Genomic DNA, 22037 nt, shown 5'->3' with positions numbered 1-22037 from the left:
AAATCCTGCCCCCGCAACCAACACACCTCCCCCCAACAAAAAAAGCCCCCCAAGGGGCTTTTTGTATTTGCTAACCACTCGAGCACTTAACCCCCTCTTCAGCCGCACCCAACCACGCAAGCCCCACGCACCCGGACTGAAAACTACAAAGCCTGCCCCAAAACCAATCTTTCCAGATCGATAGCGCGCGGCGCTTCCGGCAGTCCATATCATCTCGCTAGCGCAAAGCATTCCGCTTTGCTGCAGGCGGCTCTGGAGCGGGCGAGGGCAATCCTTGGTGAACTCAAGGCAACCTTCCACGCTTTGATCAGGGCGCTGTTCGACGCCCAGGCGCTGGCTGGCGAAGTCGTCGGTATCCTCGGTGATGGCGGGGACCGTGACCATGTGTGAGCGAAGAGGCCGAGCGGCCGTGGCCGCAAGGGTGAGGTAACCCCGTCGCCGATAGGTGACGGGTGGTCAGGATGCAGAACGGTGTCGCGGTGTTCATGGGATACAAGCGAAGATCCTCGTCGCGGATGCAGCGAGCAATAGCTGCCCGATATGCAGCAGCTCTGACCTATGTTTCCCGGTGATCGTCGCGCTTCGGGTATCTGACGGTCCCGCAATCTGTTCCATCGTGTTGCCGATGACGCCCCCTTCCTCGAAAGCCTCTCTTTGAGCCGTTTGGCGTGAAGTCTCACCGTGCTCAATATGTCCCTTCGGTATGCCCCAGCCCCTGCTGCCACGACTGGCGATCAGGAGAACTTCCGGCTCGTCCAGGCCATTCCGCCTTCGCAAACAGATGGCGCCTGCCTGCGCCACCCGTCGAGCCGGGCTTACCAACTCGAAGCGGCCAGGCCATGTCGAGCCACTTGCGAGTTCGACTTTCATCGTCCGTTCCCACCGTTCTACGGAAAAATATGCCTTCAAGAACAAGGCAATGCGGGAAAATGTTCCCCCGTATGTGAGGTTTCCAGCCTTGTCTATGACAGTTCAATGACTATTCTCGAAGAGGAGAAGGAGAAATCACATGAGCGAAAAGCATAAGAGAATCTATCACGCCCTTGTCGATGGGGCGACCGAAGGTCTGTCTGACAAAGCGCTATACGAGTTCGTTTTTGAGCGCTGCCCCAAAGCATCAAGTAAGAAGATCGTGCGCGCCGCGCTTTTTGCACTGACAGACCCCGACGTGGTTGATCGGAATGTGCTCAACACGATCTACGCTCTCGCGATCAAGCACCGAATGGACGAGCTTGGATACGGCGATACGGTGGAAGACGATGGCGATGACGAAACAGGTGAGATCGTTCCGTCGGTGAAATCCCAAAGGAAGCGCGCCGGTTCAACGGTGACGGCTTTAGCAGCCTCCTGAAGTCGCATTCTCCACCGATCTCGGTTTCGCCATTTGTACGCAGGCCGGTGGTGGATCAGCGGAAGCCTGGGCTCTCGGAACGCGCAGTTCCCGTCTCGAAATCGCTAGCAGCGGGATAAGCCCGGACGTTACGTTGACCAGCTACATTGCCAGCGCGATAATTGGTCGTCACCATCGTCGGGGGAGGGGCGAATGACGCAGAGCGACAGCTATGGCGAGGCATTCGGCAAGCGCCTTAACGCGCAGGCGACATCATTCGTCACGAAGCGTGCGTTGCCTCAGTCGACCATCGCCGTGACAGAACTTCGCTATGAGAATCCTCAATACGAACTGTCCACGCCCCCGGCTTACGAAGACGCTTATCTGGTTGCAGTGCATTTGCAAAACTTTCCCAATTACCAATATTGGGAGAACGGACGTGCGGCGCCTGTCTCGCCGATCAGGCCCGGCGAGACGATCGTCTACGATATTAAGCGCACTCCCATCTTCCACCTGAACAGCGCCTTCCATTCTGTTCATTTCTATTTTCCTCGCGCGGCGCTGAACGTCATCGCGGATAGTGCCGAGGCTTCTCCTATCGATGAACTTTGCTATCGGCCTGGCGTCAGCAGAGACGACGCGGTGATGCGTCATTTAGCACAATCACTCTTGCCGCTCTTCAACAATCCTAATCAGGCGAGTCAGTTATTCATGGAACATGTTCTGGTCGCGGTCGGTCACCATGTCGCCTTCCAATATGGAGGAATGAAGTTGCTGGATCGGCCCATTGGCGGCGGATTGGCAGGCTGGCAGGAAAAGCGCGCGAAGGAGCTGCTTGCTGCTAATCTTGCGGGCGAGATCTCATTGGCAACACTTGCAGATGCCTGCGGGCTGTCCGTCCGGCATTTTACGCGGGCCTTCCGACAGTCCGTGGGTATATCTCCCCACAGGTGGCTGGTGCAAAAACGCGTGGAACTCGCCAAACAGCTCCTGCAGAACAGTCGGTTGAGTCTGTTAGAGATCACGCTGGCCTGCGGCTTCGCCGATCAAAGCCACTTTACGCGGGTCTTCACGACAGTCGTTGGGATTGGTCCGGCGGCCTGGAGGCGGTATCTGAAAATTTGATTTGACCGATCTTCCGATTTGAAAGGCCCATGAGGCGGGGGCGATGGCTACATTTCCAACCCACTGCGCCATCAACGCTCCTACCGAGCGCGAAGCTCTTTTTCCACTAGGGTGCGATATAGAGTTGTCAGTGCCCGGTTCTCGCGGCGTCTGCTTTGATCTTCTTCAGCCAATCATGCGGAAGCATGCCGGTTGCGGCGCGAAATGCGCGACAAAAGGTTCTCGCGGACATCCCGAATTCTCGCGCGAGAGTGACCAACGGAATGCCGTCGATACTGGCGTTCAGCATTTCCTTGGCGCGGGCTTCACTGGCTGCGTCGAGCTTGCCGACGGGCCGATCTTTTCTCATATTGCCATATCGGACTACGATGTGCGACGCGACGGAAACCGTTAGATAGTCGACAAGGCTATTATCGACCGCAGCGTCGCCAAACGACGGCATGAGCGCATAGCCGAGTTCCCGCACGACCGCATCATTCACACCGACGCCAGGGTTATGTTCAATCGCCTGCACATAACTGCATTCCTCAGCCTCGGAAATCGCATCAAGCGCCTTGCGCGGTAAGTAGAAATGAAGTGACATAAAAGGGCTGATGCTGTTTGCAATCGGATTGCTCTGAAGATCGTAAATGCATGTCGTTCCAGCCTCCAGGGGCGCCGTCTTTACCCATTTGCCATCGATGGACAGGTCGTGTCTCAGGCATGTCTTCAATTGCAGCGCAACAAGCAGTGCTTCTTCGCATGGGATCGGCTTGGTAAGCCCATTGTGGGCGATGTCGCACTTGATCAGGGTCGCGGCGACGTCGAATTTGCCCAACGCCTTGGTAACGAAGGTCGGCGCCTGCCTGAGATGAAACCGGTCCCCCAGCCGGTGGCCAAATGCTCCTTCGATCGTCATTCGGTTTCGCGTTCCTGTGACGGCGGCTGAACTCGGCGCCATGCACCGGGGCTTATGCCAATGAGGTGAGTAAAGACTCGTGTAAAATGGCTTTGGTCGGCGAATCCACAGGCGATCGCTATATCGGCGAGTTGAAGATCTCTCCGACAGAGCAATGTCTTTGCGACGTCGACACGCCGATGCTGTAGCCACGCGTGTGGAGAGAGGCCGGTGGACTGTCGAAAGGCGCGACAAAAATGCCTTTGAGACAGCCCGCATTCCAGCGCGAGTTCCGCAATTCCCGCGCTGCCGTCGAGCCGCGCGGCAAGCATCTCGGTCGCACGCCTCTCCTGCCAGGGCGACAGTCCACCGCGAATGTGATGTGGCCGCAGACGAAGCCCACCATAGGTTTCCGCAACGTGCGTACCGATCGCCAAGGCAATATGATCGATGAACGTGCGTCCAACTTCTTCCGGTCTGGCGAAGGCCGCAGCGACTGCCAAGGTGAGATGTCGCATGACTTCGTCCATAACGCCGGCGCCCGGCTGGTATGCCAGGTCACCAATACGAGGGGCTTCTGCGTCGTCGGCGATTTCGTCAAGCGCCGGCCGCGGCAAATAGAAATGCAAAGAATGAAAAGGCTTATCGATCAGCACGACCGGATCGCGTTTGAGATCGTAGAGTATCGTGTGGCCGGCCTTCAAATCGCCAACCGGAAAGGCACGGCCGTCTTCCCAGTACTGGTGGTGAGGGAAATCGCGCAACTGCAGGGCAACCAGAAAAGCGTCTTCCCGCGGAATGCTTTTTGTCATGAAGAAACCAGTCTCGTCAGACCGAATCTCTGTCACGGCGAGGTTCGCCTTCTTTATAGTGCGAGAAAGAATGGTCGGGACAGCTTCAAGATTGAAACGAGACCCCAGCCGCTGCCCGTATGCACCCGCTTCTGCCATATCGCCCCCCATCGCTAAAGGCTTGCCGGTAGCTGAAAATATACGCTGAGCTCGTCTCTCAGCAACCATTTGGGTCTGTGCCCATGGCTTTCTGGCGTTCGAAATGGCCATTTTCGACAAAAATGGCTCTCGTCTACAATATGCAGGATGGTGTGCAGCCGCTCGCAGCAGCGGCCTCACACAAGAGGCGATGGGCAGCCGGACGAATTCGTCTCAATACGTCAAATTGCGACCGGTTCGTTATGGAGACTGGCCTGCAGGTTCGCTTTAGTGCTCGGAGCCTATTGTCCAGGAGATAGCGATGGCTGAATCTTGGCTTGTCAACCTTAAGACCACGACGCCGGAGGCCGGTTGGCAGCTTGCGGTCAAGATGTCGAGAACGAGTATAGAGATTTTGCAGCCGTCCGAGAAAATTCGAAACAAAATCAAGGTTATTTACGAGGACGACGCCGAAAGCCTGATTGCCTTTTCACAATTGATTGCCATGAATTTCCAGACAGTCGCGGCAGCCAACCGCTACTGGCAAGAGATGACAGATGACGCGAGTGGCACAACAGATTGAACAGGCGCTGATTCCCGAACCTTTGGCCAAGCATTTTGATGCCCATCTTTTGGGCTCAAATGTCCAATACGCGCCCTAATCGGCAAAGCGCCGGCAGGCTCGCTTCTCTATTCTCCGAAGGAATTGAAGAGTTTGAGGGGGTAGAAGTTGGCTCGTTGGGGTGGTTTCTTACTCGCTACGTCGTTTGCGCTCTTTGGCTCGATATCGGTCGCGTCCGCTCAGGCAGTCAATGGCGCGCCTGATACGATGGCGGCACGTGTGCAAGCCTGCACTGCATGCCACGGGATGCAGGGTCGGGGAACAAGCGACGCATATTTCCCACGGTTGGCGGGAAAACCAGCAGGTTATCTTTATCATCAACTGCTTGCATTCAAGAACGGCAGACGCAGGTATCCGCCCATGAATTATCTTCTGGCATTTCTGCCGGATGCTTATCTCAAACAAATCGCGGACTATTTCGCCGATCAACGACCACCTTTTCCTCCATCTGCAGCTTCCGACGTCAGCGAAAATGTCCTGCATCACGGTCGAGATCTGGTTACCCAAGGTGATCTCGATCGCGGCATTCCCGCATGCGTCAGTTGTCACGGACCGTCGTTGACCGGAATGGAGCCTGCCATTCCGGGACTTTTGGGACTTCGGGCAGCCTATCTCAGTGCCCAGCTTGGTGGTTGGCGCTACGGGACCCGGACGGCGATTGGTCCGGATTGCATGCAGGTTGTGGCTGGACATCTCACGGAAGACGACGTCAGGGCTGTGGCGGCCTGGCTCTCATCTCGTCCATTGCCTGACGATCCCGCTTCCGCCCCAGAGGGAACCTTTGCTTTGCCGTTCCCTTGCGGCAGCCAGCCGAACGAGGGGAAATAGACTGATGACCGGGAGAACAACGGGGATAGTCTTTCTTGTAGGACTGGTCGTTGGGATTGGTGGTCTTGCAGTCTCCGGCCATGCACAGGAGCAATCCGCAAAAGCGGATGCGGACACCGTAAAAAAAGGGGAGTATCTGTCACGTGCGGGAGATTGCACCGCCTGTCACACGGCGCCGGACGGAGCGCTGTTTGCCGGTGGGCGACCAATGCCCACGCCCTTCGGCACCATCTACACATCCAATATTACACCTGACCCTGAAACGGGGATCGGAAAATGGACGGCCGACGACTTCTACAAGACGATGCACAGCGGGCGCTTCCCGGAAGGTGGGCTTCTCTATCCGGCTATGCCGTTCGGTTCCTATACCAAGGTAACGCGCGAAGACAGCGATGCCATCTATGCCTATCTGCAAACGGTCAAACCTGTGCCGCAGAGGAATCGGCCACATGATCTGGCCTTCCCCTATAACAATCGCTCATTGATCCTCGGGTGGCGCACCCTCTTCTTCACGGAGGGCCAATTTAAACCGGACCCGAACAAGTCGGCTGAGTGGAACCGTGGCGCATATCTCGTCGAAGGGCTCGGCCATTGCGGCATGTGCCACACCCCGATCAACGCCCTCGGTGGGAATTCCGAGTCGCAAGCGTTCCAAGGCGGTCTGATTCCGATGCAGAACTGGTACGCACCATCATTGACCTCAAACAAGGAAGCCGGCCTGGGCGACTGGACGATCGAAGATATCAGCGACCTCTTGCAAAAGGGCATCTCGAACCGTGGTGTCGTCTACGGACCGATGGCGGATGTCGTTTATAACAGTCTGCAATACCTCAATGATGAAGATACGAGGGCGATGGCCGTTTATCTTAAGAGCATTGCTCAGGATTCTCCTCGTCCGCCAGTCTCCAAAATACCAAGGGCCGAAAGCAGTCTTCTCAGCAGTCTGGGAAAGGCGGTTTATGATAACCAATGTGCAAGCTGTCATGGCGTGCGGGGCGAGGGAAATCCACCTCATTATCCTCCACTTGCTGGCAATCAGTCCATCCAGATGGAGTCCGCAGTCAACCCCATACGAATGGTGCTGAACGGCGGGTATCCCCCTGGGACCACCGGAAATCCAATGCCCTACGGAATGCCTCCTTTTGCAGTCTCCCTGTCCGATGACGAAATCGCTGCCGTCGTAAGCTACGTCAGGACGTCCTGGGGCAATCGAGGCACCGCGGTTACCGCAAATCAGGCCAATGAATTGCGTCGTGTTCCACTCCAATGAGGTTCGCATGATCAATTCCGATCCTCCCGTTAGTGATCCGCAGGTTTCCGAAGAAAAGCGCATCGAGGCGATCATCGTGGCGCGGCCGCGTGGCGCTCTCGCCCTTGCCGGACTGACGACGGCGCTCGTCGTTGCCATGTGGATACTCTTCTATGTCTTGGTATTTGCGTCACGGGGAGGGCAACCATGAGCGAACGGAGCGACCACGCTGCCAGTGCAGAGATTGCGGCAATCATCGAGCGAAACTGGGCAGTCGTTTCAGCCGTGATTGTCGTTTTTCTGGCCGGCATGGCCGCGTTTGCCGGGATTCATCAGGCGACGATGCCGCAGGCGCGGGTCGAGACAACGAACCCGACCACTCTTCATCTCGGCGGCGAGTTCGTGGAGACCAATCTCGGCAGCTCTGTGGAACCTGACGGATCGGTGACCGTGCGTGCCATCGGTCAGCAATATTCCTTCACGCCGTCATGTATTCTGGTGCCGGCAGAGACGCCTCTCATATTTCGGGCGACAAGTGCCGACGTTGTGCATGGTTTCATCATTCAGGGGACCAACATCAATACGATGCTCGTGCCCGGATACATATCCGTGCAGACCGCGCGCTTCAGTCAGCCGGGCGAACATCTCATGCCGTGTCAGGAGTTTTGTAGCGTCGGCCACGAAGGGATGTGGGCGAAAGTCAAGGTCATCGATAAAGCCGATTTCATGAAGATGGCGGCCACGGAGCGGAGGCTAAGCTGTGCCAAGTAGCAAACGTCTGATCCTAGCTCATTTCTGGCTCGCCTTTGCAGTATTTGGGCTCGCCCTGCTGCTCGGTGCCTGGCAGATGTATGTTCGCAGCCCCTTGGCCAAGTGGATCAGCGACCCCGAGTTATATTATCGGTCTCTTACGGCCCACGGTACGGTCATGGGCTATGTTTTTCCGACTCTCGTTGCCATGGGATTCGGCTATTTCATTAGCGAGACTGCTCTAAAGCAGCCACTTGTGGGAAGGCGCTGGGCGTGGGCCGGGATCTGGATGATCGCCATCGGTTCAGTGGTCGCGATGATTCCAGTATCGATGGGACGCGCCTCGGTCCTATACACCTTCTATCCGCCGTTGATCGGCAGTCCATTCTACTACATCGGCGTGGTGCTCGTCGTCGTAGGATCCTGGGTGTGGGTCGCGCTGATGTCGGTCAATCTCTACGTTTGGAAAAAAGCACACCCGAGCGGGGTTGTGCCACTTGCCATGTACGCGAATGTTGCCGGCTCCTACCTTTGGGGCTGGACCGCCGTCGGCGCCGCGCTCGAGCTGCTGTTTCAGATCATTCCAGTATCGCTTGGTCTGAGATCGACGATCGATGCTGGACTCGCTCGCGTCTTCTTCTCCTGGACGTTGCATGCAATTGTCTATTTTTGGCTGATGCCTACATATATCGCCTACTATACGATCGTGCCGCGGGCGATCGGAGGAAAGCTCTACAGCGACACGATGGGACGGATCGCCTTTGTCCTGTTTCTCGTCGTCGCCATGCCGATCGGCATCCATCATACATTTTCCGATCCTCAAGTCGGCTCCGGCTTCAAGTTCATTCACTCTGCCTTTACCGCTCTTGTTGCGCTGCCGACGCTTCTGACCGTTTTTACGATATGTTCCTCGGTCGAAATCGCCGCTCGTCTTCGCGGCGGTCGCGGACTATTCGGATGGCTGGTGGCATTGCCATGGGGCAATCCGATTATGCTCGCCACAGCCTTTTCATTCATCATGCTCGGCTTCGGCGGGGCCGGCGGACTGATCAACATGAGCTATCAGCTCGATGAATCGATCCACAACACCCAATGGATTACCGGTCACTTCCACCTGATTTTCGGTGGCGCGATCGTCATTATGTATTTTGCCATCGCCTATGATGTATGGCCCCATCTCACAGGCCGTGAGCTTGTAAGTTTCCGCCTTATGCGCTGGCAGCTTTGGCTGTGGTTCGTTGGCATGATCGTCACGACTTTCCCCTGGCACTATGTCGGCATTCTCGGGATGCCGCGGCGCATGGCGTATTTCGACTATTCCAACGCCGCCATCGCGCCGCAGGCCATTCCGGTCGTCCTTTCGGTTTTCGGCGCCCTCCTGCTCGTTGCATCTGCTGTTCTATTCTTTGTTGTTCTTGCCCGCAGCCAAATGGCGAGAAGCGTTGATCCGGGCGAATACCATTTCAGCACGGCCGTGCATCCACCCGTTCACGTGCCGGCCGCGCTCAATGGCCACGCGCTCTGGATCGCGCTGATGATCGGCCTTACGATTACCAACTACGGATTTCCGATCGCCCAGCTCGCCCTTCGCGAGGGTACCTCGGTTCCAGCCTTTTACGTGAGGGCGCAAAATTGACCAAAGAGCGGCTGTTCGTCGCAAGCAATCGTTGGTTTGTTGTTGCTGTTGGGACCACGAGCGCCATTTTCGCTGTGGCGGCGGCAGTCGGGTTCGTCTTCCTTCCCTATGCTCAACCTGATCGGCAGCTCAGTGGTATCTGGGATGCAATTTGCAGCGCCGCAGGCATCGCTCGCCAGTCGTCGCAGGCAGATCCAATTTCGCCGAACTATCCAATTTCGACTGTGGTGATGGATGTTGGTGCTCTGAAAGATGCGCCGCTTGATTCCGTCGGTCGTGGCGCTACGCTCGCACAGCAATGTGCGATATGTCACGGCCCCACCGGGATCAGCAGAGCGGACTCTCCGAATCTAGCCGGACAATACCCTAGCGTGATCTACAAGCAATTGAAGGACTTCAAGTCGGGCGCACGCGTGAATGCAGTCATGACGCCATTTGCCCAACGCCTCAGCGAACAGGACATGCTCGATCTTGCTGCTTACTATGCCTATTTGCCGCGTTTACCAGCTTATCATCCCAGGCAACCGACTGAGGCACCCGATATTGTCGTGTACGGAGCTCCCCTGCGGGGGATCGCGCCTTGTGGGGCTTGCCATGGGGGCTTGGAAAACAAGGCTGGCAGTCCTTGGCTCGAAGGACAGTCGGCCGCTTACATTAAATCGCAGCTCGTGGCCTTTGCCGGCGATGGGCGTAGGAATGACATAAATCAACAGATGCGAAACATCGCCCGCCAAATGTCCGCCGAGGAAATCGATGAAGCTGCAGCCTATTTCGCCACCCAGCCATCGGAGGGAAAGTGACCTATAGAGGCGGCTCTGCAGCGGCGCTGGCAGGTCTAATGCAATTGGAAAATATGTCGAATCCGGGCTGCAAATGATGTTGCTTCTTTATCGCATGACAATGGTTCCCTCGTTTGAAGGCGCTCCGCCTCAAGTCGCCGCGATAAGATCAGACCCAGTTCATCCGCGAGTGCAGGGCGGTCATGCATGAGAGCGGCAAGGCGATCCTGCGTGATCTCATAGGCGACCACAAATGTCAGCGCCTTTACGCTTCCGGGTAGCTCCGCTCCAGTCAATACGCCTTCCTCACCGAAGCAGTCGCCGGGCGAAAGGCGCGTTAACTCGATCTCTCGATTGTCCCATCCGCGGATGATTGCCACGACGCCGCTGCGTATGAGCATAAGGGAGGTCAGTCTGGAACCCTGCTCTGCGATTATCGTATCCTTGCGATAGGTCTGTCGCGTCATGCTTTCTGCCAGCGCTTCCTTTTCGTCTTCTGTCAGAGGCGAAAAGAGAGGCATTGCATTCAGCAAACGCCACGCGGTGCCAGGATGCTGCACATATGCGACATCCTGTTCCTGAGCGATACCACTTGTGGCTGGTGCCGCGAGAGGCAATCCGGCGGCCTTGCAATGTCGGAATATGAGATCATAGATTTCGTTGGTCGCAACTACGACGTGCGATATGCTGCTGACCCAGCAACTCAACTCTGCCTCGACCGCCTGACCGTCAATGCCCTTGATGATCACCGATGGCGAAGGAGATTTGAGAATGTTGTTGGAGCTGAATAGCACGGTCCGCATGACATCCTCAATAACGGCGGGCGCCGCCGAGGCGACCCTCACGTTGATGGAGATGCCATGGCTTTCGTCCGGAGTGCTGAGATTGGTGAGGTTCGCCTTCGCAAGCCGGCTGTTGGGGATCGCCACGAGGTCGTTCGTGCCACTGAGCAAATGGGTGGCCCGCCAGTTTGTTTCTATGACACGCCCCTCGACGCCGTCGTCGAGCACGATCCAGTCGCCGACGGAGTATGGACGCCCAAGATTCAGTGCAATGCCAGAAAAGACGTCGCTCAGCGTGCTCTGAAGTGCAAGACCCACGATGATCGCGAACACGCCTGACGTAGCAATCAGTGTGCCTACGGGGGCGCTGAAGACATAGGCAATGACAGAAAGGCCAGTTCCCAAATAGATGAGGCCGACGACCAGGTCCTGGAGGAGACGTGCTTCCCTTGGCTTACGCTCGAAAATCAAAAACAGGCGAACCGAGCTGATCAGCACCATCGCTCCACCTATCCACCAAACGGCTTTGGCGAGGCCGATGAAGATTCGTCGCGATACATCTCCAGTTTCGGTATCCGGCGCATATGGCTCGATGCCGTGGTAAAGCAGCAGCGCAGTTAATACCACCAGGAACACAAGGTGGGCGATCAGTCTCCAGACGGGGTGTCGACGAAGCACCAGGCGGCCGAGCAGCAAGCCTAGGACGGCGAGAACGAAAAGCTGAACGATCGGATCGGTCCAGAGGGCAGCATTCATGACATTGTCGTCTCATCTCGGCCCAACCGTCGCGTCGGAAGCCGTCGTGTTGCGGCTGGTGCGCCGGTCATGAGGTGACCTCAGTATTTCTGCGCCTGCTTTCGAGCAGGATGGCGATCGCGATATAAATCGTCGCCAGTGTCCATAGTGTCAGGAATGGTAGGCGAACATCAGTGATAGGCGCGCCAAGCTGGGAGACGGCGACGAGGCCATTTATTGCGGAGGTGCTTGGCAACAGCGTTGCCAAGGCGTGCAGGAAAGGCGGTATTGCCTCCGTCGGCCAGGAAAAACCAGCCAAAAAGAGAAAAGGGATGCCGAGTGCAGCGGACACCAACTGAACCGTTAAGGGATCGCGAAAAAGGTCGGCTAGAATAAGCCCCAAGGCGCCTACGGCAAGCACGAAAGGTAGGGCGAAGGTGAATATCGAAAGCGGCGTTCCCAAGCGTGGGATATTGTAGAGGTAGGGAAGCGCGATCAAATAAAACGCCACGATGAAGGCTTCGAGGATAAGGTAGGCCAGCAGCTTCCCGGCAACGACTGCGGCCGGTCCGGCCGATGCTGCCAGCTCGCCGTGGATTTCGTCATTTCTGTAAGTGCCGAGCAGACCGACGCCAATCAACAGCGTCTGCTGCAGGATCAAAACGAAGGCGGCGGGAAGGATATACGTTGCATAGCCACCCTGAGGATTGAACAGCGGCACGGCCGTCAAAGGCATGGGGTCGGCGGCTGCTGCGGCAAGCACGGGATCCACCTTGGCCGCAATTAGCCTCGCTGTCTCGACTTCCGCTCCCATGGCCTTCGCAACCGCCGTGACGCCGCCGGATATGCGTTGATAGACAAGAAAATAGCTCGCGTCAGCATAGAGCGCGACCGGCGATTGGCGATGGTGCAGCAAATCACGCTCGAAATATTGCGGGATGATAAGGAGACCATAGAGATTGCGGCTGTAGACTTCTTGCCTTGCACTCACTTCGTCTGGAAAGACTGCGCTAACGGCAACATCTGCCGACGCGTCCACACGTCGGGCCAACTCGCGACTGCTGTCGGTGCCGTCGAGGTCGACGACAGCGATTGGCACGTTCCGTAGGGCTTCGGTGCGATAGGGCTGCGGGTAGAAAGCGGCATAAATAATCGATGCAATCACCAGTACTGCGAAAGCTGGCTTCAAAGAGAGGATGCGCCCCAGTTCGATACGACAAATTGTCAAGATTGCCTTCATTGCGCGGCTCCTCCGACTATCGCTTGCTGGAGCGGTTCACGCCGGACGCGTGCCCGAATAATTTCCAGCCGCACTGCCGTTAGGCCTGCAAGTAGAAGGACCATGAAAAGAAGCACGGAGATCGGCCGCCAGGAGAGGTAGAGCGGCGTGCCGCGGATGGTTTGATCGATCCGCGCCATAAGGTACCACGTGCCGGGAATCATCTGCCCCCAGTAATATGCGAACGCATTCATGCCGATCCTCGGGAAGCCTATGCCCATGAAGCCGAAGGCTGGCGCCATTAGCAACGTTCCGATGCTGATGGCAGTTGCCATCGGCCGAAGCAGCAGCGCAAGCAACACGCCAATGAACTGGTCGGCAAGGATGAACAGAACACCCGAAAGAATAAGCAGATAGCGGTTGCCGCGTAACGGCATGTCCAAGACGCCAAAAAGAACCCAATCAGCAATGCCAAGCACCACTAGAAAGAGGAGGGTATAGGGCAGTACCTTTCCAGCTATTGCCGGCCACAATCCACCGCCCAGGCGTCTTAAGACGCGAAGACGATGAGGGGTCTCCACATCAAGTCCTACAGCATAGGCCATTGTCGTGACGACAATGACTTGCAGGACACTTGGAAGCAGAGCGGCGAGGAGAAAATGCGCATAGTTGAGCGTCGGGTTGAACAGGGGGTTGATCTGGACTGGAATAGGTGCCAGCGCGGCCTCGGCCACTTCCAGTGGTTGCCCCTCAGCCGTTCGCAATGACAGGCGAATACCGGCCGCAACAGCAGGCACCGCGGCATTGACGCCGCGCAGTACCAGATTGCCGGATGTCATTGTTTGAGTGTTATAGAAGAAAACGACCTCAGGGCGCCGGCCGCCATAGACGTCGCGCTCGAGGTTTCGCGGCAGCATCAAAAGACCGCGGACCTCGCCCGATAAGATCAATTGCCTGCCTTCGGCAAGATCGCCGACATGGCGTACGACGGCAGTGTCCGGTGTCGCATCAACTGTGCGGATGATCGTTCTCGACAGATCGGTGCCGTCGAGATCGAGTATTGCGATCGGCAGCCGCGTCGCAAGACCCGCACTGAAAACGGCCGCGAGCGACGCCATCAGCAGAAGTGGTAGAACGGTTGTGAGAAACAGAAGGAGCCGCCGGCGTGAAAAACGGTCGAATTCCCTCCTGAATACCATAAGGAAACCGGGGCGTAGCCGCCCCTTCGCCATCATGTCAGCGCTCCGCCGGCGGCCATGACGCGATGGCGCTCATTCCGGGACGCAGGCCTTCAATCGGACTTGTGGGGTTCGCCCGCACCTCAAAAGTACGGAGATCGAAGTCTCCAGTCGCCCGCGTGGCCCGCCAAGTGGCGTATTGCCCCTGTGCATTGATCGTCGTGACCTTCACCGTGATCTTGGCGTTTCGCAGTGCTGGGACGGTGATATCGAAGCTGTCGCCGACTTTCAGGCCTTTCAGAAGATCTTCACGCAGGTTGAAGGTGAACCATGGATTCTGCATATCGATAAGGGAAAACAATGGGGCTCCGGCCGAGAAATTTTCGCCAAGCTCCGCCACACGTGTCGTGACCTGACCGGAGATCGGAGCGCGGATGGTCAATTCGGCGATGTCGACCTGCTGCTGATTGAGGGTAGACTTTGCTCGTTCGACTTGTGTTGCGGCGAGCGCCTTCTCCTCCTTGCTGGCTCCGGCGATTGCCAGCGCGAGATTGGCCTCGGCCGATTCGCGCTTGCGGATCGCCGCCTCGAGGTTTCGTGTCGTTTCATCGACGCGTGATTGCGTCGACGCTCCGGTCGCGATCAGTTTCGCTTGGCGGTCGGAATCTTCCTGATAAAGCGTGACGTCGGCGGCGGCGGCTGCCAATTCTGCCTTGCGTGCGGCGATCGTCTCCGGCCGGGTGCTGTTCACTCGAACCAGATCCGCCTCGGCAACGGCAAGAGCCGCCTCGGTCATATGCAACCCGGCGACGAGCTGAGGACTTTCCAGCTCGGCAATCACTGTACCGGTTTTGACATTATCGCCGACGTCGGCATTCAATTTCGCAATTCTGCCCGAAACGCGCGGGCTTATGTCGACGCGGTTGGCCGAAACTTCGCCTTGAACGATGAGCGGTGGTGGCCTTGTTGCAATCCAAAGAAGCGCGCCAAGACCAATCAGAACCGCTAAGCCAATCAGGACACGAGCCAATCGCCACATTCAATTCGTTCTCCCAAAACACGACCAAATGCAATCCGCTGATGACTAGCTGCCGGTCACCTCTTAGAGCGTAGCAGACGAAAATCACAAATGCACCAAGACGAAATCGCGACACGTCCGCCTAGCCTATGCCACCGTTCGACGTTGCTGCAGTACAGGCACCTCACCGGCGGATTCTGTTTCGTTATTTTGGGGCTGGCTTTGCTTCAGCACGCTGCTCGCGCAAACGAAGAAGAGCCAACAACATCTCGTTTTCTTCTTTGGCCAGTTGCTCCACCGACCGCGGTCCGGCTTCTCTCAACACGCCGTCGATGATCTGTTGTTTGAGGTCGGCTGTGATATTCGGATTGCCAAGTGCGTCGAACAGGGGAGATAGGCCGGCAATAATATGCTCCATGAAGTGCTTGATGCCGCCCGTGCCACCGCCTAGGTGGAACTGAAGATTGGGGCCCATAATTCCCCATCTGAGCCCTGGCCCCCAGCAGACCGCGTCATCGGCGTCCGCGACACTCAAGACACCCTGTTCGATCAGATACATGACTTCCTTGTACAAGGCGACCTGGAGGCGATTTGCAACATGTCCGGGAATTTCCTTTCGAAGCAAGATGGGCCGCTTGCCGATGGATGTGTAGAATTTCATCGCCTGCTCGATGACAGCAGGCGACGTTTTGGCGCCCCCGACAACTTCGACCAGCGGAATGATATGGGGAGGATTGAATGGATGTCCGATGACGCAACGTTCGGGATGCTTGCAGCGCGATTGAATGACGCTCATGGTCAGGCTTGACGAGCTAGAGGCGAGGATTGCGTGAGCCGGGGCAATGTCATCCATGTCTGCGAATAGGCCGATCTTGAAATCCGGGCGCTCAGGACCGTTCTCCTGAACAAAATCGGCCGCCGACAATGCCGAGCGCATATCGCTGGTAAAGCTTAGACGATCTGGCGTTGCGCCCGGCGAAAGACCGACTTTGGTCAGCAGCTCCCATGCCTCATCAACGTATTTCCGCAAATTGCTCTCGGCGTCAGGCGCAGGATCGGTCGCCACCACGTCGAATCCCCGCGCCAAATACAGCGCCGCCCAGCTCGCTCCAATGACACCGGTGCCGACGATAGCAATGCGGCGAATAGATTTGTCGGTAGACATGGTCACTTCTCCTCCTATGCAAAGTCAACATATGCAATGCCGGTCAGATTGCCCTGAACCTGGAGCAGCGCTCGCGGTTCCGATCCATCAAGCCGCGCCGCATAGACCGATCCGGCGAGGTCTGTCATGAACATGCGATCGTTGCGACAGTCGAGGGCGATGCCAATCCCCTCCATTAAATGGGTAAAGATGATTTCGGGTGTGTTGCGCTCGCCATCGATGCGGATGCGATTGACTGTATTGCCGCGCGGAGGATCGCCCCGATCCGTCCAGTAGAGGGTGCGAGTGGCAAGATCTAACTCAAGGTCGATTGGCTCAGGCAGGCCATCCAGAAATAGTTCGATATCGCTGCGCGTTGCCGCGTCCTCGCCTGTCGGAATTTCCATTCCCGCGCGGAAGATGCGCCCTTGCTCGGCATTGTCGGGGCCTTTCTGCGTCCAGTAGATTTGTCTCGCCTCGGGATCGATCGTGATGCCGACACACCATTTTGTTGCGTCACGGCGGTCGACATCGCCTTGACCAGCGATCACCAGGGTTTCGATCTGAGAGCCGTCGAGATTTGATCGCATGACGCGCATCCCCTCCCGGTCTGACCAATAAAGCTTGCCGCCGTCCTTATCCAAGTGAATCTGCTTCGGAGTGAAGGTGGTGCCTTCTGGAATGATCGTGCGGCGGTTCTGTCCATGGATGTCGGCACGTTCGATCGAGCCGTCCTGAAGGTTGGGGACACCCATGTTGGTCCAGTAGATGTGACCCGCCCGACTGTCGACGACGATGCCATCTGGACTTCGGCATCCCGCTATGATGACCTTACGGTCGGTGCCATCGGGATTAAGCGAAAGAATCCGGCCGCCGCTAAGGTCCAGGAAGAACAAGAGGCATCGCATTCCTTTCTCATCCGTTATGGCTGACGTCACGCGGTCTTGTTCTGTCATCGAATCCTCCTCCTAATGGAACGGGAGGTGCCGCCGCGTTATTCGGCGTCCTAGCTCTGTCCCATTCGCAATCCAGTCGTTTTATCCGTCCCGTTTATGGTGCCGTCTTGCCACGTGGTGCGTTCGAAACAACTTCGGCTGCGAGCATGCTGTCGACTTGCTCGACCGTGAAGCCAAGCTCCAGCAGAATCTGTTCAGTATGTTCGCCGAGGGCGGGCGCGGTCTTTGGCGCGACCTTTGACACTTCTCTGATCGTGACAGGACTGTTGACGGTGTACCGGGGCGAGGGGCTTCCATCGGCGATCGGAACAATGATCTCATTGGCGATGAGTTGTGGATCGCTAATGATCTCCTCAGGAATCTGAGCAACGCCATAAGGTAATCTTACCTTATCGAGCACTTCCTTCCAATGTGCCAGCGGCTGCGCGCCCAGGGTGCCATCGAGTTCCGCGACGAGGGCGTCAGCATTTGCAGCGCGATTTTCGACGCCGGCAAAACGGGCGTCCGACAGCAGGTCGGCGCGATTGATCGCATTTGCAAAAACGGGCCAGTTCTTTTCCGTTTCAACGAATGCAAGCAGCAGCCAGCGCTGATCGGATGTCTGATAGGTGCCGCCGGCAAGCGGATTTTGCGGTCGGGCACGATCGTTAAGTGCGAATTCCGCGCCAAATAGCGCGGCCTGGAGCCAAGCTGCTGTTGCCCAGGCCCCTTCGGCAATCAATGAAGTCATTACATTGCATCCCTTGCCGGTGCGTTCGCGGCGATAGAGGCCCGTGACGATACCAGCGTAGAGCGAGATAGCGGTGGCATGGTCGCCGATGCCCGGTACTGGTATGGCTGGCGGACTGCCAAGGTTTCGGGTGTATTCCATGAGCCCTGATCGAGCCCAATAGGCCGTTATGTCGAAACCAGGCTTGTCAGCTTCCGGACCTTGTTCACCGTACCCTGTAAGATCGGCATAAATTAATCTCGAGTTTAGCGGTGCGAGATCTTCAAAGTTTATCTTGAGACTCTTTCTCACACGCGGAGGAAAATTCGTTACAAAGACATCGGCCCATTTGACTAGGGAGACCAGAATCTCCGCCGATTGCGGGTTCTTGAGATCAACAACGAGACTGCGTTTGTTGCGATTGGTAAGTTGCCACGAATAGTTCTCGGCAAGGGACGGATTGGGCGGTGTCCGATAAAAATACCGATAGGGATCGCCAATGCCCGGTGGTTCGACCTTGATGACATCGGCACCAAAGTCAGAAAGCACGGTTGTTGCCGCGGGGCCAGCGATGAAGCTCGCAAGGTCCACCACTTTCAACCCTGAAAAGACGCTACCGTCGGCCATTCGTCACCTCCCATACTAATTATGCTGACGCGCTCGGCACTTTGTTTCACCGTCCGCCGAAATTGGGCGTACGCTTTTCCAGAAAGGCCGAGGTACCTTCCTTCTTGTCTTCGGTTCCGGCACAGATTCCGAAATAGGATGCTTCCAACAGCAATCCCTGGCGCTGGCTCGTCTCCAGTCCGCTGTTTATCGCAGCGATTGCAAATTTGACGGCGATCGGAGCATTCGCGGCGATCTCCGTTAGAAGCCGTTCCGCGCGGGTAAGCAGGTCGGCTGCCGGCGCGATATCGTTGATCAGACCAATCCGATAGGCTTCCTGCGCATCTATTGTCTCTCCCGAAAGAATGAGCTGCAGCGCGCGACCCTTGCCAACCAACCGTGGCAGGCGTTGAGTGCCGCCGCCGCCCGGAAGAAGGCCGAGTTTGACTTCCGGTTGCCCGAATTTCGCATTTTCAGACGCTATCCTCATCGTGCAAGCCATCGCTGTCTCACACCCGCCGCCTAGGGCAAAGCCGTTGACGGCAGCGATAACCGGTTTGCCGATGTTTTCGATAAAGTCCAGAACCTCTTGCCCAAAGCGGCTCGATCGCTCAGCCTCGACGGCGCCGACCTCCGCAAGCTCCCCAATGTCCGCACCGGCAATGAACGCCCGATCGCCGGCGCCGGTCAGAATGATGCCACGTACGGCGAGATCGTCCTTGGCATCCTTGAAGGCGAGGGCGAGTTCCTCCCAGGTTTTCGAATTCAGGGCATTCAGGACATCGGGGCGATTGAGGGTGATGTAGGCAATCGACGCCCTTTTTTCGTAAAGTATATTGTCAAAGGAACGGGAAGCGACTGGCATTCGATTGGCTCCGAGCTTCGAACGGGAGGGGCTAAACAAAGGCGCTGAAGCCGGTTATCGCCTTGCCGACGATGAGATTTTGCATCTCTCGTGTGCCTTCGTAGGAGTAGAGTGCTTCGGCGTCGGCAAAGAAACGGGCGACATTGTAATCGACAACGATTCCATTCGCGCCGAATAGTTCGCGTGCCCAGCCGACGGTTTCCCGCATTTTCACGGTGCAGAAGGACTTTGCGAGCGAGGCGTGATGATCGAGGAGCTTGCCTTCATCGCCCATTGCAGCCAGGCGAAGCATCAGGCATTGGCAGGCGGTGACATTGCCGAGCATCTTGGCGAGGAGGTCTTGTACCATCTGAAAGGAGCCGATCGGCTTACCGAACTGCATCCTCGATTGGGCGTAGGCCAGAGCATGCTCATAAGCACCCATTTGACAGCCGGTTGCTGACCAGCCGACCATGTAGCGTGTCATCCGCAGCACTTTCGCTGTGTCGCGGAACGAATTGGATGCTTGGAGGCGGTTTTCTTCTGATACGCGGCAGTCCTTCATGGTGATCAGGCCATTTTGGACGACTCGGAGCGCGATCTTGTTTTCGATCTTCTCGACACTGAAACCGTCTGTGGTCTTGTTCTCGATGATGAAGCCCTTGACTTGATTGTCGCTCACATCACGTGCCCAGATGATCGAAAGGTCGCACCAAGGGGAGTTTCCGATCCACTTCTTCTGGCCGTTGAGGATCCAGACGTCGCCCTCTCGCTTCGCTGTGGTCGTCAAGCCACCGCCGGCACCGGAGCCGACCAAAGGTTCGGTCAACCCAAAGCAGCCGATCTTTTCAAATCGCGCCATCGGCGGCAGCCATTTCTGCTTCTGCTCCTCCGAGCCGTCGAGGTAGATCGAACCCATTGCAAGGCCGTCGTGAACGCCGAAGAAGGTGCAAAACGAAGCGTCGACGCGCGCCATTTCCATTGCGACGAACCCGAACAGTTTCGCACTGCCGCCTTTGCAGCCATAGCCGTTGAGACCAAGGCCACCGATGTTGAGCTCTTTCAACGCGGGGATCAGTTCAAACGGAAACGCGTCTTCGGCCCAGTATTTATTGATGACCGGCGCGACCTTGCTCTCCATGAAGGTGCGTACCTGCCTTACGAGCGCAAGCTCGCTGGGGTCCAGGGTTTCGGCAAGATCGTAGAAGTCGCTGTTGGGTAGTGGTAGCTGCTTGCCTTCGGTGCTGGCAGTCGGTGACGGCTGGGTTGACATTATTCTCCCCCATGATGTCCGAGCAGGTTCCTTCGCGAAGGAGACGCACCGCGCGATCACCCCACCTAAGGCCTCCTCTTATCCGCAAGTAGCTTTCCGCGGCCTTTCCCGTATGTAACGGATCAGCCGGTGTTTGTTTAAACGGGTCAAAAGCGCGCAGGCATGCGCAGTTCTTCAAGCTTGGGAGATGCTCTCCCACATCCCGCCCGCTATCTGGGTCCGAAAGCGGCTTGTCTGGCTTATGTTTGCGTTTCGCCGCTTTGAAATGAGCAATTGTTGGTGTCTGCCCTCGAAGGCGATTGCGCTATTTTACAGCGTGGCGGGAAATTAGAGGATTGTTGCAAGTCTCGGTGCGATCAGGCCCCCGCAACCAATCTTTCCCAATCACCAAGATCAGCTATCGCCGGCGCGAAGACTTCATCTTCGCTGGCGATCGGTAGCTCGTCGTGCCTCAGGACCATAACCTGAAGGCTGAGCGCAGCGAACGGTTCAAATCCTGCCCCAAAACCAACACACCTCCCCCCAACCAAAAAAGCCCCCCAAAGGGCCTTTTGGCGTTTCCGAACCGAGAAAAGAAATTCGAAAGCAGCCGCACGCGCCAGCCCAAACACATAAGGCCAGGCTCTGAGCTATTGCGATGCCCCAACACCGTCGGACCAAGCCTTCTCAGGCACTGGCCCGATCAGCGGTGATGATCCATGCGCGGGAGTCGAAGAGCACGCCTTCGGGGGTCATATGCGCTTCCAGCAAATCACGCAGCCGCTGCAGTGGTTGATCGGGCGTCTCATCGGTGTGCGTAAGCGCGTCCTTGACCATATAGAGGCCACCAAGAGCATCAAGGGCGGCGTCGACATTCGCCCCGTAAAACACCGGCTCCTCCACTTCGATGAAGTCGATCGAGGTGAAACCGGCGGCGCTTAACAGCTCTTTGGCTATAGTGGGATCGCCAAGCGAAAACGGCTTGCCGGCATTTTCCGGAATTGCGCTTCCCGGAGCCAGGGCATCCCTGATGGCGCCAGACCATGTGTTGCGCTCCTGGCTCTGCCATACCATCCAGGCGAGGCGCCCGCCCGGGCGTATTGCATGGGCGATATTGGCAAATGCCGCCGACGGATCGGCAAAGAACATAACGCCGAACCGGCTGATACATAGATCGAAACCGGCAGCTGGAAAATTGTGGCTTTGTGCGTCGCCCAGTTCGAAGCCGACATTGCGTAATCCCGCTTCAGCGCAACGTCGCCGCGCAATCTCAAGCATCTCGGCGGAAGTATCCACGCCGACCGCGCCGCCTTCTATTGCGGCAAGGGCTGCTTCCCGGGTGGTTTGTCCAGCGCCGCAGCCGATATCGAGCACCCGGTCGCGCCTCCTGACGCTGGCGGCGGCCTGCAAATGCTGGTTATGCCGTGAGAGTTCAGCGTCGTAAAAATCGGCACATTGCAACACAACAA

23 protein-coding genes are annotated in these 22037 nt (G+C 57.0%); 10 read left to right on the top strand and 13 right to left on the bottom strand.

The window, feature by feature from the left end; genetic code table 11:
- Positions 1-237: 237 nt before the first annotated feature.
- Positions 238-390 carry a hypothetical protein gene (locus FP026_RS30405; protein ID WP_188112707.1) on the top strand — a complete coding sequence of 51 codons (153 nt, stop codon included), beginning with the start codon at positions 238-240 and terminating at the stop codon, positions 388-390.
- 93 nt (positions 391-483) lie between these two features.
- Here the strand turns inward: FP026_RS30405 and FP026_RS28235 are convergent, their stop codons facing one another.
- Positions 484-870: an NUDIX domain-containing protein gene (locus tag FP026_RS28235; RefSeq protein ID WP_149637870.1), complete on the bottom strand. Its 387-nt coding sequence runs from the start codon at positions 868-870 to the stop codon at positions 484-486.
- A gap of 139 nt (positions 871-1009) precedes the next feature.
- Between FP026_RS28235 and FP026_RS28230 the strand changes: the two genes are divergently transcribed.
- Together FP026_RS28230 and FP026_RS28225 are read left to right on the top strand one after the other, a co-directional pair.
- On the top strand, positions 1010-1351 hold the full coding sequence (locus tag FP026_RS28230) for a hypothetical protein (RefSeq protein ID WP_246665478.1): 342 nt from the start codon (positions 1010-1012) through the stop codon (positions 1349-1351).
- A 192-nt stretch (positions 1352-1543) separates the two neighbouring features.
- A complete protein-coding gene (locus FP026_RS28225; RefSeq protein WP_149637869.1) occupies positions 1544-2455 on the top strand; it encodes an AraC family transcriptional regulator in 912 nt (303 codons plus the stop codon).
- Positions 2456-2582: 127 nt separating this feature from the next.
- Here the strand turns inward: FP026_RS28225 and FP026_RS28220 are convergent, their stop codons facing one another.
- Positions 2583-3353: an AraC family transcriptional regulator gene (locus tag FP026_RS28220; RefSeq protein ID WP_149637868.1), complete on the bottom strand. Its 771-nt coding sequence runs from the start codon at positions 3351-3353 to the stop codon at positions 2583-2585.
- Positions 3350-4393 (bottom strand): AraC family transcriptional regulator, encoded by a 1044-nt coding sequence (locus tag FP026_RS28215; RefSeq protein ID WP_348642341.1) that lies wholly within the window; start codon positions 4391-4393, stop codon positions 3350-3352. The genes FP026_RS28220 and FP026_RS28215 overlap by 4 nt, the downstream gene beginning before the upstream one ends.
- Positions 4394-4583: 190 nt before the next feature.
- On the opposite strand from FP026_RS28215, the gene FP026_RS28210 reads away from it, so the two are divergent.
- From FP026_RS28210 to FP026_RS28180, 7 genes are all read left to right on the top strand, one after another.
- Positions 4584-4844, top strand: a complete 261-nt coding sequence (locus FP026_RS28210) for a hexameric tyrosine-coordinated heme protein (RefSeq protein WP_149637867.1) — start codon at positions 4584-4586, stop codon at positions 4842-4844.
- Positions 4845-5090: 246 nt separating this feature from the next.
- Positions 5091-5711 carry a c-type cytochrome gene (locus FP026_RS28205; RefSeq protein WP_149637873.1) on the top strand — a complete coding sequence of 207 codons (621 nt, stop codon included), beginning with the start codon at positions 5091-5093 and terminating at the stop codon, positions 5709-5711.
- 4 nt (positions 5712-5715) lie between these two features.
- Positions 5716-6981 (top strand): c-type cytochrome, encoded by a 1266-nt coding sequence (locus FP026_RS28200; protein ID WP_149637866.1) that lies wholly within the window; start codon positions 5716-5718, stop codon positions 6979-6981.
- Between the two features lie 7 nt (positions 6982-6988).
- Positions 6989-7171 (top strand): hypothetical protein, encoded by a 183-nt coding sequence (locus tag FP026_RS28195; protein WP_149637865.1) that lies wholly within the window; start codon positions 6989-6991, stop codon positions 7169-7171.
- Positions 7168-7731 carry a cytochrome C oxidase subunit II gene (locus FP026_RS28190; RefSeq protein WP_149637864.1) on the top strand — a complete coding sequence of 188 codons (564 nt, stop codon included), beginning with the start codon at positions 7168-7170 and terminating at the stop codon, positions 7729-7731. The genes FP026_RS28195 and FP026_RS28190 overlap by 4 nt, the downstream gene beginning before the upstream one ends.
- Positions 7721-9346: a b(o/a)3-type cytochrome-c oxidase subunit 1 gene (locus FP026_RS28185; RefSeq protein ID WP_149637863.1), complete on the top strand. Its 1626-nt coding sequence runs from the start codon at positions 7721-7723 to the stop codon at positions 9344-9346. Before FP026_RS28190 ends, FP026_RS28185 begins: the two co-directional genes overlap by 11 nt.
- Positions 9343-10146, top strand: a complete 804-nt coding sequence (locus FP026_RS28180; RefSeq protein WP_149637862.1) for a c-type cytochrome — start codon at positions 9343-9345, stop codon at positions 10144-10146. Before FP026_RS28185 ends, FP026_RS28180 begins: the two co-directional genes overlap by 4 nt.
- Before the next feature lie 35 nt (positions 10147-10181).
- Here FP026_RS28180 and FP026_RS28175 read toward each other — a convergent pair whose 3' ends face one another.
- From FP026_RS28175 to FP026_RS28130, 10 genes are all read right to left on the bottom strand, one after another.
- Positions 10182-11663 carry a mechanosensitive ion channel family protein gene (locus FP026_RS28175; protein ID WP_149637861.1) on the bottom strand — a complete coding sequence of 494 codons (1482 nt, stop codon included), beginning with the start codon at positions 11661-11663 and terminating at the stop codon, positions 10182-10184.
- Positions 11664-11730: 67 nt separating this feature from the next.
- The gene (locus FP026_RS28170; protein WP_149637860.1) at positions 11731-12882 is read right to left on the bottom strand and encodes an ABC transporter permease; all 1152 of its coding nucleotides are present in this window, start codon (positions 12880-12882) and stop codon (positions 11731-11733) included.
- Positions 12879-14096 carry an ABC transporter permease gene (locus FP026_RS28165; RefSeq protein WP_149637859.1) on the bottom strand — a complete coding sequence of 406 codons (1218 nt, stop codon included), beginning with the start codon at positions 14094-14096 and terminating at the stop codon, positions 12879-12881. The genes FP026_RS28170 and FP026_RS28165 overlap by 4 nt, the downstream gene beginning before the upstream one ends.
- 1 nt (position 14097) lies before the next feature.
- Positions 14098-15078 carry an HlyD family secretion protein gene (locus FP026_RS28160; protein WP_149637858.1) on the bottom strand — a complete coding sequence of 327 codons (981 nt, stop codon included), beginning with the start codon at positions 15076-15078 and terminating at the stop codon, positions 14098-14100.
- A 184-nt stretch (positions 15079-15262) separates the two neighbouring features.
- Complete coding sequence (locus FP026_RS28155; protein WP_149637857.1) at positions 15263-16222, bottom strand: 3-hydroxyacyl-CoA dehydrogenase NAD-binding domain-containing protein; 960 nt, start codon at positions 16220-16222, stop codon at positions 15263-15265.
- Positions 16223-16236: 14 nt separating this feature from the next.
- Positions 16237-17157, bottom strand: coding sequence for a 3-hydroxyacyl-CoA dehydrogenase (locus tag FP026_RS28150; protein WP_149637856.1), 921 nt, complete (start codon positions 17155-17157; stop codon positions 16237-16239).
- A gap of 94 nt (positions 17158-17251) precedes the next feature.
- A complete protein-coding gene (locus tag FP026_RS28145; protein WP_149637855.1) occupies positions 17252-18493 on the bottom strand; it encodes a CaiB/BaiF CoA transferase family protein in 1242 nt (413 codons plus the stop codon).
- A 46-nt stretch (positions 18494-18539) separates the two neighbouring features.
- Positions 18540-19337 (bottom strand): enoyl-CoA hydratase-related protein, encoded by a 798-nt coding sequence (locus FP026_RS28140; protein ID WP_149637854.1) that lies wholly within the window; start codon positions 19335-19337, stop codon positions 18540-18542.
- A 31-nt stretch (positions 19338-19368) separates the two neighbouring features.
- Positions 19369-20589 (bottom strand): acyl-CoA dehydrogenase family protein, encoded by a 1221-nt coding sequence (locus FP026_RS28135; protein ID WP_149637853.1) that lies wholly within the window; start codon positions 20587-20589, stop codon positions 19369-19371.
- A 666-nt stretch (positions 20590-21255) separates the two neighbouring features.
- The gene (locus tag FP026_RS28130) at positions 21256-22032 is read right to left on the bottom strand and encodes a class I SAM-dependent methyltransferase (RefSeq protein WP_149637852.1); all 777 of its coding nucleotides are present in this window, start codon (positions 22030-22032) and stop codon (positions 21256-21258) included.
- Between the last annotated feature and the right edge of the window lie 5 nt (positions 22033-22037).

Origin of the sequence: Martinezella tropici (assembly GCF_008370325.1) — a bacterium.
Taxonomy (GTDB): Bacteria; Pseudomonadota; Alphaproteobacteria; order Rhizobiales; family Rhizobiaceae; genus Rhizobium; species Rhizobium tropici_B.
The sequence above is the reverse complement of the archived record's forward strand: the minus strand, read 5'-3'. Positions and strand labels throughout refer to the sequence as shown.